The organism is Clostridium sp. LXY-7 (assembly GCF_056172015.1).
Map to the genome: position 1 here is coordinate 277,764 of NZ_JBLLJL010000001.1, position 14,136 is coordinate 291,899.

At 31.6% G+C, this 14,136-nt stretch carries 15 protein-coding genes; 13 read left to right on the top strand and 2 right to left on the bottom strand.

Going from position 1 to position 14,136, the window contains the following annotated elements:
• The first annotated feature begins 9 nt into the window (after positions 1-9).
• From ACI48Q_RS01450 to ACI48Q_RS01470, 5 genes are all read left to right on the top strand, one after another.
• Positions 10-1,122, top strand: a complete 1,113-nt coding sequence (locus ACI48Q_RS01450; RefSeq protein WP_474917265.1) for a BMP family ABC transporter substrate-binding protein — start codon at positions 10-12, stop codon at positions 1,120-1,122.
• Positions 1,123-1,327: 205 nt separating this feature from the next.
• Positions 1,328-2,866, top strand: coding sequence for an ABC transporter ATP-binding protein (locus tag ACI48Q_RS01455; RefSeq protein ID WP_474917266.1), 1,539 nt, complete (start codon positions 1,328-1,330; stop codon positions 2,864-2,866).
• The gene (locus ACI48Q_RS01460; protein WP_474917267.1) at positions 2,859-3,941 is read left to right on the top strand and encodes an ABC transporter permease; all 1,083 of its coding nucleotides are present in this window, start codon (positions 2,859-2,861) and stop codon (positions 3,939-3,941) included. Before ACI48Q_RS01455 ends, ACI48Q_RS01460 begins: the two co-directional genes overlap by 8 nt.
• The gene (locus tag ACI48Q_RS01465) at positions 3,941-4,867 is read left to right on the top strand and encodes an ABC transporter permease (protein WP_474917268.1); all 927 of its coding nucleotides are present in this window, start codon (positions 3,941-3,943) and stop codon (positions 4,865-4,867) included. The genes ACI48Q_RS01460 and ACI48Q_RS01465 overlap by 1 nt, the downstream gene beginning before the upstream one ends.
• Before the next feature lie 206 nt (positions 4,868-5,073).
• Positions 5,074-5,877 (top strand): hypothetical protein, encoded by an 804-nt coding sequence (locus tag ACI48Q_RS01470; RefSeq protein WP_474917269.1) that lies wholly within the window; start codon positions 5,074-5,076, stop codon positions 5,875-5,877.
• A 357-nt stretch (positions 5,878-6,234) separates the two neighbouring features.
• Here ACI48Q_RS01470 and ACI48Q_RS01475 read toward each other — a convergent pair whose 3' ends face one another.
• The gene (locus tag ACI48Q_RS01475; RefSeq protein ID WP_474917270.1) at positions 6,235-7,416 is read right to left on the bottom strand and encodes a clostripain-related cysteine peptidase; all 1,182 of its coding nucleotides are present in this window, start codon (positions 7,414-7,416) and stop codon (positions 6,235-6,237) included.
• A 117-nt stretch (positions 7,417-7,533) separates the two neighbouring features.
• The gene (locus tag ACI48Q_RS01480; protein ID WP_474917271.1) at positions 7,534-7,794 is read right to left on the bottom strand and encodes an ATP-binding cassette domain-containing protein; all 261 of its coding nucleotides are present in this window, start codon (positions 7,792-7,794) and stop codon (positions 7,534-7,536) included.
• A gap of 428 nt (positions 7,795-8,222) precedes the next feature.
• Here ACI48Q_RS01480 and ACI48Q_RS01485 point away from each other — a divergent pair, with 428 nt between their 5' ends.
• The 8 genes from ACI48Q_RS01485 to ACI48Q_RS01520 all read left to right on the top strand — a co-directional run bounded on the left by ACI48Q_RS01485 (position 8,223) and on the right by ACI48Q_RS01520 (position 14,057).
• Positions 8,223-8,450 (top strand): helix-turn-helix transcriptional regulator, encoded by a 228-nt coding sequence (locus ACI48Q_RS01485; RefSeq protein WP_474917272.1) that lies wholly within the window; start codon positions 8,223-8,225, stop codon positions 8,448-8,450.
• Positions 8,443-8,742 carry a hypothetical protein gene (locus tag ACI48Q_RS01490; RefSeq protein WP_474917273.1) on the top strand — a complete coding sequence of 100 codons (300 nt, stop codon included), beginning with the start codon at positions 8,443-8,445 and terminating at the stop codon, positions 8,740-8,742. Before ACI48Q_RS01485 ends, ACI48Q_RS01490 begins: the two co-directional genes overlap by 8 nt.
• Before the next feature lie 401 nt (positions 8,743-9,143).
• Positions 9,144-10,061: an ABC transporter ATP-binding protein gene (locus ACI48Q_RS01495; protein WP_474917274.1), complete on the top strand. Its 918-nt coding sequence runs from the start codon at positions 9,144-9,146 to the stop codon at positions 10,059-10,061.
• 16 nt (positions 10,062-10,077) lie between these two features.
• Positions 10,078-10,869, top strand: coding sequence for an ABC transporter permease subunit (locus ACI48Q_RS01500; RefSeq protein ID WP_474917275.1), 792 nt, complete (start codon positions 10,078-10,080; stop codon positions 10,867-10,869).
• Positions 10,870-11,091: 222 nt separating this feature from the next.
• The gene (locus tag ACI48Q_RS01505) at positions 11,092-11,664 is read left to right on the top strand and encodes a GNAT family N-acetyltransferase (RefSeq protein WP_474917276.1); all 573 of its coding nucleotides are present in this window, start codon (positions 11,092-11,094) and stop codon (positions 11,662-11,664) included.
• Between the two features lie 496 nt (positions 11,665-12,160).
• The gene (locus tag ACI48Q_RS01510) at positions 12,161-12,304 is read left to right on the top strand and encodes an aminoglycoside 6-adenylyltransferase (protein WP_474917277.1); all 144 of its coding nucleotides are present in this window, start codon (positions 12,161-12,163) and stop codon (positions 12,302-12,304) included.
• 84 nt (positions 12,305-12,388) lie between these two features.
• Complete coding sequence (locus tag ACI48Q_RS01515; RefSeq protein ID WP_474917278.1) at positions 12,389-12,787, top strand: cytidine/deoxycytidylate deaminase family protein; 399 nt, start codon at positions 12,389-12,391, stop codon at positions 12,785-12,787.
• 217 nt (positions 12,788-13,004) lie between these two features.
• On the top strand, positions 13,005-14,057 hold the full coding sequence (locus ACI48Q_RS01520; RefSeq protein WP_474917279.1) for an ABC transporter substrate-binding protein: 1,053 nt from the start codon (positions 13,005-13,007) through the stop codon (positions 14,055-14,057).
• Positions 14,058-14,136 lie beyond the last annotated feature (79 nt).

Here is a 14,136-nt window from a genome sequence, read left to right on the forward strand (position 1 = left end):
GGTAAAAATATGAATAAACTATTTAAAAGAATGGCTGGTATGGTTGTAGCTGGGGCATTGTTACTTACTGGCTGTGGTAGTGCAGCAGGGGACAAACCATCAGGAGAAGGTACAAATGAAAATGAAGAAATTAAAGTTGGTTTTATATATGTAGGACCTGTTGGAGATGGTGGTTATACATATTCTCATGATGAAGGAAGACAATATCTTGAGGAAAAATTAGGAGTTAAAACTATTTTTAAAGAATCTGTTAAGGAAGAAAAATCAGAGGTTGAAAAAACAGCAGAGGCAATGATAGAAGAAGGAGCCAATGTTATTATAGGTACAAGCTTTGGATTCCAAGAAGGGATGTTAGCTTCAGCTAAAAAGCATCCAGAGGTTAAGTATATACATTGTTCAGGCTTTGAAACAGCAGAGAATATGTCTCAATATTTTGGTAGAATACATGAAATGATGTACTTAAATGGAATGATAGCAGCAATGCAAACAAAAACTAATCAATTAGGATTTGTTGGAGCATTTCCAATTCCTGAGGTTATAAGAAATATAAATGCATTTACATTAGGTGCTAAATCTGTTAATCCAAATGTAAATGTTAAAGTTAATTGGACAAACACTTGGTATGATCCAGCTAAAGAAAAAGAAGCTGCAAAGGCATTATTAGATGGTGGTGCTGATGTGATAGCTCAACATCAAGATACTGCAGGTCCACAACAAGCAGCAGAGGAAAAAGGCGCATTTGCAATTGGATATAACACAGATATGAGCAAAACAGCTCCAAAGGCGAACTTATCTTCAGCAGTTTGGAACTGGGGTCCATATTATGTAAATCAAGTTCAAGCAATTAAAGATGGTACATGGAAATCAGAAACTTACTGGGGTGGAGTAAATGATGACATAGTTAATGTAACTATGTCAGAGTTAGTGCCATCAGATATTAAAACTAAAGTTGAAGCAGCTAAAGAAGATATAAAATCAGGTAAAAATAAAGTATTCCAAGGACCTATAAAAAATCAAAAGGGTGAAGAAGTTCTTAAAGCAGGAGAAGTTATGTCAGATGAAGACATTTGGAATATCAATTGGTTTGTAGAGGGTGTAGATGGAGTGATTCCTGCTAATTAGAGAAGTGTTCGCAGGGCTCACAGAGAAGTGCTCACGGAGTTCACAGTGAAGTGGCTTCGCGAGAGAAGTACTCACTACGTTTGTACAGAAGAATAACAAGTTGCAGAGAGTACTCAATGTGTTGGCAGAATTGAAAAGTAGAGATTGAAAATAGAACTGGAGGAGTTTTCCTTCAGTTCTCTAATTTTAGATTTTGGAGGATATTATGAAGGAGAAAGTACCATATATTTCAGTCAGGGATATTAGAAAAGTTTTTGGTAAAGTAGTAGCAAACAATAATATAGGATTAACAGTAAATGGAGGAGAAATTCATGCATTATTAGGGGAAAATGGAGCTGGTAAAAGCACCTTAATTAATATCTTATCTGGAGTTTATAGACCAGATGGTGGTACTATTACCGTTCATAATAAAGAAGTAAAATTCACCTCTCCAAAAGATGCTATAAGTGCAGGGGTTGGTACAGTGTATCAACATTTCAAATTAGTAGATGCTATGACAGCAAGGGAAAATATTACCCTTGGATTTTCTACAGGTATGTTTAAAAAGAGAGATTCAGTAGACACAAAAGTAAAAGAAATTTGTGATAGATTTGGTTTAGAAGTAGATTTAAATAAATTTGTGGGTGATATGTCAGTAGGAGAAAAACAGAACTTAGAGATACTAAAGGTTTTATATAGGGGAGCGGACATACTGATATTAGATGAGCCTACTGCGGTATTTACTCCACAAGAAACAGCTAAGCTTTTTAAAATAATGAATAAGATGAAAGAGCAAGGTTGTGCCATAATTTTTATTACACATAAGATGGATGAGGTTATGGAGGTTAGTGATAGAATAACGGTGCTAAGAAAAGGTGAAACTGTAAAAACAGTTATGAAAGAGAAAACAACTCCAAAAGAACTTACTGACTTAATGGTTGGACGTTCTGTGGATTTAGCTATAAAAAAGGTAACTAAAGAGCCGGGAAAGGTTATATTAGAAGCGAATAATATAACTATATTAAATGATGAGGGTTTAGAGGCAGTTAAAAACATTTCCTTCAATGTAAGAGCAGGAGAAATACTTGGAATAGCAGGTATAGCTGGATGTGGGCAAAAGGAGCTTTGTGAAGCCATTGCAGGCATATACCCAGTGAAAAAGGGCCAAATAATTTTTGAGGGAGAAAACTTAGAGGGAAAAAGCCCTAAAGAATTTATTAAAAGAGGAATATCTATGAGCTTTGTACCAGAGGATAGGCTTGGAATGGGACTAGTAGCATCAATGGATATGGTAGATAATATTTTACTTAAATCTTATAACAATAAAAAGGGAGTATTTATAGATAGAAATCCCATTGAGGTCATGTCTAAAGAATTAGTAGAAACTTTAGAAATAAAAACTCCAGGAATACACTTTCCAATAAAATATCTTTCAGGTGGAAACATACAAAAAATATTATTGGGAAGAGAACTGAGTTCAGAGCCTAGACTTTTGGTTATGGCATATCCAGTTAGAGGACTTGACATTAATACTTGTTACACAATATATGACTTAATAAATAAAGAAAAAGAAAAGGGTACAGCAATAATTTTTGTTGGAGAAGATTTAGATGTACTTATGGAGCTTTGCGATAGAATCATGGTAATGTGCGGAGGAGAATCTACAGGAATCATTAAGGGTGAAAAAGCTACTAAGGATAAAATAGCCATGATGATGGTTGGAGGAAAATGTGAAGATGAGAGTGAGGGGATTATAGTTGGTTAAATTTATTAAAAGAGGAGAAGTTAGTAGAAAAACTAATTTCACCATAAGAATTTCAGCAATTATTTTGGCTCTAATACTTTCAGGAATATTCATAGGAGCATTAGGTCATAACCCCCTTGAAGTTTTCGCGTCAATGATAAAGGGAGCCTTTGGGTCACCTAATAGAATTAAACAAACTATAACCATAGCTATTCCACTTTTAATAACAGCACTAGGAATAGCAGTAGCTTTCAAAATGCAGTTTTGGAACATCGGAGCGGAAGGACAAATATTTATGGGAGCCTTTGGAGCTGCCTTAGTGGCTCTTAAGTTTCCAGAGATGTCAAAACCTTTAACCTTATTATTAATGATTATAGCTGGAATGACCTTTGCAGGATTATGGGCATTAATATCTGGAATATTAAAGGTGTATTTTAATACCAATGAAACTATAGTAACCCTAATGCTTAACTATATTGCCTTAAAATTTATTACATACCTTCAATATGATGCATGGAAGGATAAAAGGGCCATGGGATTCCCGAAAATTAAAAATTTTCCCGAGGATGCCATATTCCCATCACTTCTAGGAGTAAATATTGGATGGATATTTGCAATTGTATTAGTTATAGGATTTTATCTATTCATGAAAAAGAGCAAGATGGGATATGAAATTTCTGTTCTTGGAGAAAGTGAAAATACTGCTAAATATGCAGGAATTGACATAAAGAAAACTGTATTAAAAGCTGTGTTTATAAGTGGAGCTATTTGTGGATTAACTGGAGTAATACAAGCTTCCGCTGTTAGTAATACACTTTCTGTAGAAGTAAGTGGAGGATATGGATATACAGCGATAATAATTGCATGGCTTTCAAATTTAAATTCACCAATTACTCTAATTGTATCGGTGCTTTTTGCAGGGCTTTTAGAAGGGGGAGCATATATTCAGACTTCCTTTGGAATACCTAATGCAGCAGCATCTGTTATACAAGCTTTAATATTATTCTTTGTGTTAGGGAGTGAGTTTTTCGTTAGATTTAAACTTGTAAAGGCAGGAAACCTTGATAAATTAGAAAAGAAACAGGAGGTGAAATAATGGATTGGATATCTTTTTTTTCAGCAGCAGTAGTAGCAGGAACACCACTGTTATTTGCCACATTGGGTGAAATAGTTATAGAAAAATCAGGTAATTTAAACTTAGGAGTAGAAGGAATGATGTTATTAGGGGCAGTAGCAGGTTTCATAGCAGGTTTTAGAACTGAAAACCCTATAGTGGCGCTTCTTGCGGCTATGATAGCGGGGAGCTTAGGAGCTCTTATATATACATATTTAACTGTAACCTTAAGAGCAAATCAAGTAGTTACGGGGCTTACTCTTACCATATTTGGAACAGGGGTATCTTCTTTATTAGGTCAAAAGGTAGTAGGGGAGATAGTGCCTGAAGCTATAAAGAAGTTCTTTGTGCAAACTAAAATTCCTCTATTGGGAGATGTACCAGTAATAGGACAGGTATTTTTTAACCAGGATATATTTATATATTTTTCCTATGTGATAACCATAGCCCTAGGAATATATTTATTTAAAACTAATAAAGGAAACAATCTCAAAGCTGTAGGGGAAAATCCAGCAGCTGCAGATGCGGCAAGTATAAATGTTACCCTATATAAGTATGTACATATACTTCTTGGGGGAGCTCTGTGTGGACTTGGAGGAGCCTATTTATCCTTAGTGTATGTGCCAGCTTGGCAAGAAAACATCACTGCAGGAAGAGGATGGATTGCTGTAGCATTAGTTATTTTTGCTTCTTGGAATCCATATAAGGCACTACTGGGAGCCTATCTATTTGGAGGGCTTGATATATTAGGCTTTAGAATAACTCAAACACTAATATCACCTTATTTCTTATCAATGCTACCATACCTTGTAACTATAATAGTGCTAGTGATGGTTTCCGTTAAAAAATCAAGAAAGAATTCTCCTCCCAAGGGACTATCAGTACCTTATTTTAGAGAAGAGAGGTAACAGCCTAGGGTTATTAGGAAAGGTTCACTTTATTCATAAGTAATAGAAGCTTAGATGTTTTTAATAGCATCTAAGCTTTTTAGGTTACAATAATATTCTTTATGAATATATTAATTGTATAAATAGCATTAGTATACAATTGTAATATTTTGAAACTTTAACTACTAATTAAATAAATAATATAAAATACAAGGATGTGAATATAAGTGGATATGACAAACTTAGAAGTAAATGATACTTTAGAGGTATTAATAGGAACGCCTAATGAAAACAAAAGTATATTAAAGAATAAAATAAAATTAAATAAAAGCCTTAGCCCTTCGGGGTGTAGCGTAGGTGTACTGGCTTATTGTACAGATTTAACAGGTACATTTGGAGCACAAAATACAGTAGACACTCTTTTAGCAGATGGAAGATTTAGTTCGGTTACTCTAGTTGATGGGGATGTTGTTATGCCTACAGCGGAGGATTTATTAAATAATTTCAACGTAGTAATTGCTATGACTGATAACCGATGTGGATTCCCGATACCACAAAATATTGCAGATAGTGCAGCAAGTGCACTAGTTGGTTTTGCTAATATGGGAGGAGGTGTCGTACTAGCTGCCTTTGGATTTTCAACTATCATTGGCTTTGGAAATGCTCTTTTTGCTCCAGGGTTAAGCCCCTTCCAAAGGGTTCAAGGAGGTAATGGTCCAAGTAATATATTAGTTAATTTAAATACAAGTCAATGTAGCTGCTTAACAGATGGAGTAACAGAACCATTATCTTCATCTTTTTCAAATGTAGTAACACTATCTCCAGGGGCAATTCCCTGTCTATTTTATGATATTGATTCTAATCTACCTTTTGCTGCTTTTAATCAAAAGAGAAATATACTTGCTATAAATACTTTTCCAGCTGATGAAAGTGATAATCAGCAAGCTTCTTATAGAAGACTTATTGGAAATGCAGTACATTGCTTATGCCAAAGACCTTCCAGGGGAATAAATTTTTGGAAAATAAAATAGAATATAAGTTGCAATAATATTTATACATTAAATAAATTAACTTGATTAGGACTTCATTATTATTACTGATCCTCCGTTTCGAAAACTTGATTTACTAAGGCTCTATTCAAGAAAAAAACTAAAATACAACAACTCACTACGTCTCGAACAGGTTGTATTTCTTAACGATTTTTTCTTTCATAGAACTTAAGTAAATCTAAGTTTTCTGCAAATGGCATTCGCAGCAATAATAATGAAGTCCAATTTCAAGTATTTTTCATGAAATGTATTTTTATTATTACAACTTATATACATTAGAAATTTAGATTAAAACTCTATATTAAAAGTATAAAATTATATATTTTGAAGCTTTATTTGTCAATTCCATTTTTTGAAATTAAAGATTTTATCTACGATAGAATCTGTTTCATCCTCATCTAAATTTATATTTACTGCATTAATTAAGCATTTAAAGGAATCCTTTGGGAGCATATATAATTTAGCTTTAGGGGTAGTTATATTTATGGGGTCAAGTAAGGTCTTATCTTTAAGGAGAGAAGTCCAATAGTTATTATTAGCAAAACTAAATTTGTCATAGCAATCAAGAAGCATTGAAGGTAAGGGCTCATCACTGGAAAGTTTGGATATAATATCTATAGGTTTATTATTAAACTCACTACACCTGTTTAAGTAAATTATTAGTGAAGCAATCTTAGTGTTTATCTTATTTATATAATTTAATGATTCTTCCTTAGAATGTTTATTTTCATTAGATAGAAGTAAATGAGCAATACTATTACTTAAATTTTTAATGCGTTTTAATTTACCATGATTCACATTTATAGCTATTAGATTTTCATTTATTTCATCTATTAATATTTTCAATAGTTCATTAGTATTATTTAAATTATTATGTTCCTCAAGTATTTTTATTATGGTGTTGTAAGGTATACCTTGAAGGGGACAAGTGCTTATATAGGTAAGAATATTTCTTACTGTAGGATATGGATTTTTACCCAATTCATATACTATTTCTAGGTAATTCATGTAACACATGTCTAGTACTAGGATATCTATGTTAGTATTAGTATCAGCTTTTATTTTATTTATGACATAACACATTTCCCATACTCCCATAATATAAGGAGCCTCTTGTGAAAAATCAGGAAGTACACCTACAAAAGAAGATCCATGTCCCGATATTATTAACATATATTTTTGGGCTGGATAATTTTTTATACCCCATGCAATAAAATCATATAGGTTATCATGATCTGCCATATTTATTTTGCCTAAATCTTCGATAAGAGTAGAATTATTCTTATTAATATAATACCTTCTAACTCCCATCCAAGGACTTGAGAAACTAGAAATATACTGATTAGGTCTCATGATAAATGGTATATCCATACTATCAAGGCCGATTTCCATAACAACATTTATATTGGAGGTTGAACCTACTTTTTCAGCTTTTAATTTTGAGTTATATATTTCAGGAAGTAGTTCATTATTTCCATTAGCATATATAAGAATGGTCCATTCTTTTAAATTACTTTTCATTTTCATCTTCCTCAGAATTAATAAAATTAAAATAGTTATATACTATAGTTTATTCAAGTTTCAATATAAAGTTGTACATAAAAAAATATTATTGGAGAGTAAAATTTTCAGCAATATTTATAATATAGTCTTAATTACATCAAATTTTGATAAATCCTGTTTATCTATAAATATAACTCCTGTTTTTGGTCTCAATAATCCAATAATTAATTTTACAATAGTAGATTTTCCTGAACCACTTTCTCCAACTAAGGCAATATATTTTCCACTTTGAAGCTGTCTACCATTAGGCATAGCTAAAAATGTTTCATAACTGTACTTTTTATCCATATTATTATTTTTGGGTAAGTCAATCAGTACAGTGAAAACTGTCAACAAGTTTTCATAATCTCAGTACAATCTGCTAACAGATTAAATCAACTGTACTGAGTAGTTAATTCGTTTAATTATCATAAAGAATTCACATTCTTAGAAAATTCATGGATATTTTATAGCATTTATTTCTATGATTTATTGGGACATAATGATAGAGGGTGTGTGGGCATAAATTAATTATTAGTACAACCTTGCGTCATAGGACGAACTAATTAATAAAAAATGTTCTTTGCTACGAAAATAGAACAGTTTTTATTTTCATTGGCAGCTGTGAAGTAAGTCATGATTCGTTGAAAATTGAATAGTACGGTATTAGAAATGCTTATAAACTATATTGTATTAATATTAATACAAGTATACTTGGCTATTTGCCAAGCATACTTGACAAGTTTATTTCCATATGATACCATTAAGTTGATGGAGGTGATAATTTGAATGAAGATAGGCAATTAAAGAATCGTCTAAAAGTTGCTCGTGCTGAAAAAAGTCTATCACAGGAACAACTGGCTGTACTTGCAGGTGTAACTCGGCAAACAATTAGTTCTATTGAAACAGGTCAGTATTGTCCTACTGCAAAGTTAGCATTAATACTTTCAAAAGTGCTAGATAAAAAATTTGAAGATTTATTTTATTTTGAGGAGGTAAAAAATAATGACTAATAAAATTGTAGAAAAAGATGAAAGAACAACCTTTATTGAAAATGCTAGTTATGCATTTGGATATAAATTTATTGCGTATGCACTATTCATTGATGTTATATACAGGTGTTTAAGATTTAATGAAGCACCATGGGATTTACTTGCGATAGTAATTATTAGTGGTTTTGTTTCAACAATATATCAGTATAAACAAAAAATTTTAGCAAAAAGTTGGTTGAAAGTGGTTGCTTTTAGCTCTGTTATTGCTTTTATAATCGCTTTTTTGATGGTGATTGTTTTAAGAAAATTTTAAAACAAAGGTATATATCATTTATTCTATTCTTTAGGACATTATATTTTTACTTAAGCATTATAATTAGAAAATCTAATAATTTCTTAAGATGCCGTATTATTCAAATGAATTTTATGGTATTTTTGTTTCGTCCTACAAAAAAAGAATGCATTTAGCCTAAATAAGTTTGAAACAGAAACAAGAGGATTTCATTGAATATGAACAGTAGGATAAGAATCTACTGTTTTTTATTTTTGAATTGAAATATAATGTTAAACAATTATATCGACGGTAGTTTTTTAAAAAAATCTCATTTCCAAAGAATTATATTTTTAATAATTTTAATTTGTAAGCATCAAATAGAGTACACGTTTTTGAACTTTTTGTCCCGTTATACGTTTAATAATTGTGAGGTGAAATAGATGAACGCAATAAATATATCAAATCTTATAAAATCTTATGATGAAAAGAGTAATGCGTTAAATAATATAAGTCTCAGTATACCAAAGGGTGAAATATTTGGTTTTCTTGGTCCTAACGGCTCAGGGAAAACTACAACTGTAAGGATTCTTAATGGAATTCTTACACCAACATCAGGATATGCTGAAATTTTAGGGAAACCTTTGAAGGATCATAGTGTTGAACTCCATAGATTATGTGGAGTTATGACTGAAAGTTCTTCCTGCTATGAAAATCTTACTGCTGAACAAAACTTATTATTCTTTGGAAATATGCATGATATGGAAGAAAAGCTACTAAGGGAACGTACAAAAGCTATTTTAAGAAGGCTGGAATTATCAGATGTAAGTAATAAGAAAGTTAAAGCTTTAAGTACAGGAATGAAGAAGAGAGTTTCCCTGGCTATAGCCCTTATTCACAGCCCTGAAATATTATTTCTTGATGAGCCTACTTCTGGTTTAGACCCAGAAAATGCACTTAATGTATCAAAGCTTATAAAAGAACTTGCAGAAGAAAATGAAGTTACAGTATTCCTTTGTACTCATCAATTAAAATATGCTAATGATATATGCACATTGTATGGCTTTATAGATAAAGGTAATATTCTTGGCTTTGGTACTTTTGATGAACTTGCTTCAAAGAAAAATGCAAGTATTCAATTAAAAATCAGGGGAAAGAATATTTCCGAGAAATTTGGACTTGTTCGTGAGGAGAATAACTTATATAGTAAAGCTATTTCAGGAGATGGAGAGGTAAATGCTCTTATACACAATATAATAGCAAACGGTGGGGAAGTTTATGAGGCTGTACAACAAAAATGGTCACTAGAACAGCTGTATTTTATGTATATAAAAGGTGCAGCAGAGGGTGTAACACTATAATAATGGAGGTGTTAATATGAATAGGAGTGAAAAAGCATTAATTCAAAAGGATATAAATGAAATAACAAGTTCAAAGCAGATAATTCTACCAATGACTATTGTACCCATTGTTCTTGCTGTACTCATACCTCTGGCATTAGTTATAGGTGCGAGATATGCGGGTAATGATTACATTATAAAAGAGTTGGGACCGCTTCTAGAAAAGTTACCTTCTGAATATAAGATATATACCCCTGGACAGCTTTTAATAGAGCTTGCTATAAACTATATGTTTCCATCATATTTTCTTATAATTCCTATAATGTGTTCAGGAGTTATTGGAGCTAGCAGTTTCGTAGGGGAAAAAGAGCATAAGACAATGGAGACACTGCTTTATACACCTATATCTATGGAATCACTACTGAAAGCAAAAATTTTAGGCGTTTTTATACCATCTTATATTATAACTTTAGTTTCATTTATAGCTTTTGGTATCATAATAAATATAGGTGGCTTCATATATTTTGGAGAACTTATTTTTCCAAATGTAAAATGGCTTATTATCATACTTTGGATAACACCTGCAATTAATTTATTATCATTAACTATCACGGTTATGATATCAGCAAAGTCAAAAACTTTTCAGGATGCTCAGCAGGTAAGTGGCATTCTTGTTATTCCTATAATTCTTTTATTGATAGGTCAAGTGACAGGTATAATTATATTAAATAATTTTATTATGTTTACAGCAGGTGCAGTTCTTCTCATACTAGATTATATATTGATAAAGAGGATTTCCTCTAAATTTATTCCAGAGAAAATGGTTTAAATGAATTTCATTGAATATTGACAGTAGGGCTAGAATCTACTGTTTTTTATTTTGTATTAAAACATAATGTTAAATAATTATATAAAAGTATATTGATTACATAAATAACTGCTATAATATTTTTATGATTTATTGGAACATAATGATAGAGGGTGTGTGGGTATGAATTAATTATTAGTACAACCTTGTAATTTATGATGAGTTAAAAAGGGGGTAATTAATATGAGAGAAGTATTGTATGATAATTATTACTGGCAAAATGATTTAGTTAGGCTAAGGGCTTGGAGTGCGAATGATTGGGAATGGGATTATTATAATAACTTCGATAGTGAAACTTTAAGGTTGGCAGATTGTGAACTTGCTTTACCACCAACAGTTTCATCATCACAAGAGTTTTCAGAAAAAATAAAAGATTTCTCAAGTACTAATAGAACTTATTTTGCTATAGAGACTTTGGAGGGAGTTCATGTTGGTAGAATAAATTTAAATAGTATTGACGAACAAAATGGAACTTTTGAAATTGCTACGCTGATTGATAAAGACTATCAAGGTAAAGGTTATGGAACTTCTGCTATGAAGATAATTCTTAAATATGCTTTTATGGAAAAAAGGTTAAATAAATATTGTGCAGGCATTTTAGAGGGTAACTTAGGATCTATTGCTATGCATAAAAAACTCGGCTGTGAGCAAGAGGGGACATGTAGGCAAAATATTTATACAAATGGAAGATACCATGATGAAATTCTCTTTGGATTAACAAAAGAAGATTATTTAAATAGGAATGAACAATTTTAAGGTGTTTTTAGGTAGTAATTTTCTTAAATGTAGTAACAAATATATAATTAAATAATTTATCCATAATGCCGTACTATTCAACGTGGATATGCGGTATTTTTGTTTCATCCTACAAATAAAGGATCATTAACCTAAATAAATTTAAAATAGAAACAAGAGGATTTTATTGAGTATGAACAGTAGGAAAAGAATCTACTGTTTTTTATTTTGGGTTCAAATATAACATTGAAAAATATAAAAAGTATATTAATTACATAAAGAAGTGCTATAATATTTATGTGAATTAATTGTAAAATAGTAAAATGATGAGAAAAAAATATTTATCAAGATTATGACATTGTATATGTTGTAACCTAAACGAAATCATTTTTGGATAATAAGGGCTGAATTTCTGTATTTGGGAATATAGCTATAGTTCAGGAGTCTGATTTAAATGACCTGGGCTTTGATGTAAAGATAGATTTAAAAAAAATGTCTACCTAGTGAGATTTATGAAATGTATGCAAAAACTTATTCTGATAGTGATTATGATAACTTTTGGGAGGCGATATTTAAAGCTTGTGAGCTATTTAGAACTATTGCATCAGTTGTTTCTAAACATTTGGATACAGCTATAATCAAAGTGAAGATACAAATATGACAGAGTATTTAATGAAGATAAAAAACAATTATTTCCACTCAGAATCATAAGCCAGTCAATTTGAACTTATAGGAGGAAAATCAAATGGAAGCTTTAATAGAAAAAGACTTAGAATTAATTGAAAAGGCAGTTGAAACCATAAGAAAGAACTTTGATGGTGTAAAATATAATCATACAGTTGGAGCAGCAGTTAGATGTAAAAATGGAAAGATTTATACAGGGGTAAATGTTTATTCTAATCATGGGGCTTGTGCTGAAATGATAGCCATTGGTACAGCTATAACGGCTGGAGAAAGGGAATTTGAATGTATAGTTGCAGTTAGAGGAAAAAAGGATGGCGAAGTGTTACCACCCTGTGGAAATTGTAGACAACTCCTTTCAGACTATATGCCTGATTGTAAAGTAATTGTTAATGCAGATGGCAAGCTTAGAAAATTTCAGGCAAGAGAGTTGTTGCCTTTTGCTTATTCGGTTCCAGATTAAAGTAAATCATAGTGATATTTATAGTTTTATTTATTACACATATATAAAGCAGTAGATAAGCAATAATCACCTACTGTTTTTAGTTTTAAGAAATTTGTATTTCACTAGATAATAATCCACCCACAACATATATTTCATACACTATCAAAAACAATTAACATAAAAACACCTACTCACATATTATAAAGTATAATCTTAACTTTATAGGAGGAAATTTATGAAGAAAAACAAGTTTAAGCTAATTTCAGTGATAGTTTTTATGTTCATGTTCCTAGGTGTTGTTGGTGGATGCAGTAAGAAGGTAGATGATAAACAGGAAGAGAAACCTGTAGAAAATAATAAGCCAGTTACTATGACTAAGATAAGACTTAATGAAGTTACACGTTCAATTTTCTATGCACCAATGTATGCAGCAATAAATGAGGGCTTTTTTAAGGAAGAAGGTATAGAAATTGAACTTACCACAGGACAGGGAGCAGATAAAACCATGCAACAGCTTCTAAGTGGAAGTGCTGATATAGGCTTCTCTGGGCCAGAGCAAGTAATGTACATTTATAATCAAGGAAGAGAAGATTACCCCGTAGTTTTTGCACAGTTAACCCAAAAGGATGGCTCTTTCTTAGTAGCTAGACAACCTATTAGTAATTTTAAATGGGATATGGTTAAAGGAAAAACAGTTATTGGGGGAAGACCTGGTGGTGTTCCTCAAATGGCTCTTGAGTATGTATTAAAGAATGAAAAAGTTGATATTACTAAGGATTTAAATTTGGTAACTAATATTGCATTTAATGCTGTACCAGGTGCATTTAAGGGTGGTACAGGAGATTTTGCAGCTATCTTTGAACCTACAGCAAGCGCTATTGCTGGTGAAATTAATGGTTCACTAGCTGCATCTATAGGAGAAAGTGCTGGCAACTTACCATATACTTGCTTCTATACGACTAAATCTTATATGGATAAGAATAAAGATTTAATAGAACGATTCACAAGAGCTATATATAAAGGACAACAATGGGTACTCTCAAAATCAGATGAAGAAGTAGCTAAAGCAATTAAAGAATTTTTCCCTGCTAGCGATGATGCTCTAACTGCTAAGGTAGTTGGAAATTATAGAAAAATAGAAGCTTATTCAAAGACTCCACAAGTTAATGAAGCTGATATGAATAGACTTATGGATATTATAGAGTCATATGACAAAGATCTATTAAAGGCTAGACCAGCATTTGATAAGATTGTTAATAACGAATTTGGGGACAAAGTAACTAAATAGGTAGTAATACAACTTTCTTAAATCTTATTATAAAGCTTAGTCCTATGAGTGTTACAACTTTAATAATAACGCCACCTAT

Coding starts and splice junctions, on each gene's coding strand:
- ACI48Q_RS01450 (WP_474917265.1), top strand. CDS start 10: ATGAATAAACTATTTAAAAGAATGGCTGGTATGGTTGTAGCTGGGGCA.
- ACI48Q_RS01455 (WP_474917266.1), top strand. CDS start 1,328: ATGAAGGAGAAAGTACCATATATTTCAGTCAGGGATATTAGAAAAGTT.
- ACI48Q_RS01465 (WP_474917268.1), top strand. CDS start 3,941: ATGGATTGGATATCTTTTTTTTCAGCAGCAGTAGTAGCAGGAACACCA.
- ACI48Q_RS01475 (WP_474917270.1), bottom strand. CDS start 7,416: ATGAAAAGTAATTTAAAAGAATGGACCATTCTTATATATGCTAATGGA.
- ACI48Q_RS01490 (WP_474917273.1), top strand. CDS start 8,443: ATGACTAATAAAATTGTAGAAAAAGATGAAAGAACAACCTTTATTGAA.
- ACI48Q_RS01495 (WP_474917274.1), top strand. CDS start 9,144: ATGAACGCAATAAATATATCAAATCTTATAAAATCTTATGATGAAAAG.
- ACI48Q_RS01500 (WP_474917275.1), top strand. CDS start 10,078: ATGAATAGGAGTGAAAAAGCATTAATTCAAAAGGATATAAATGAAATA.
- ACI48Q_RS01505 (WP_474917276.1), top strand. CDS start 11,092: ATGAGAGAAGTATTGTATGATAATTATTACTGGCAAAATGATTTAGTT.
- ACI48Q_RS01510 (WP_474917277.1), top strand. CDS start 12,161: ATGTATGCAAAAACTTATTCTGATAGTGATTATGATAACTTTTGGGAG.
- ACI48Q_RS01515 (WP_474917278.1), top strand. CDS start 12,389: ATGGAAGCTTTAATAGAAAAAGACTTAGAATTAATTGAAAAGGCAGTT.
- ACI48Q_RS01520 (WP_474917279.1), top strand. CDS start 13,005: ATGAAGAAAAACAAGTTTAAGCTAATTTCAGTGATAGTTTTTATGTTC.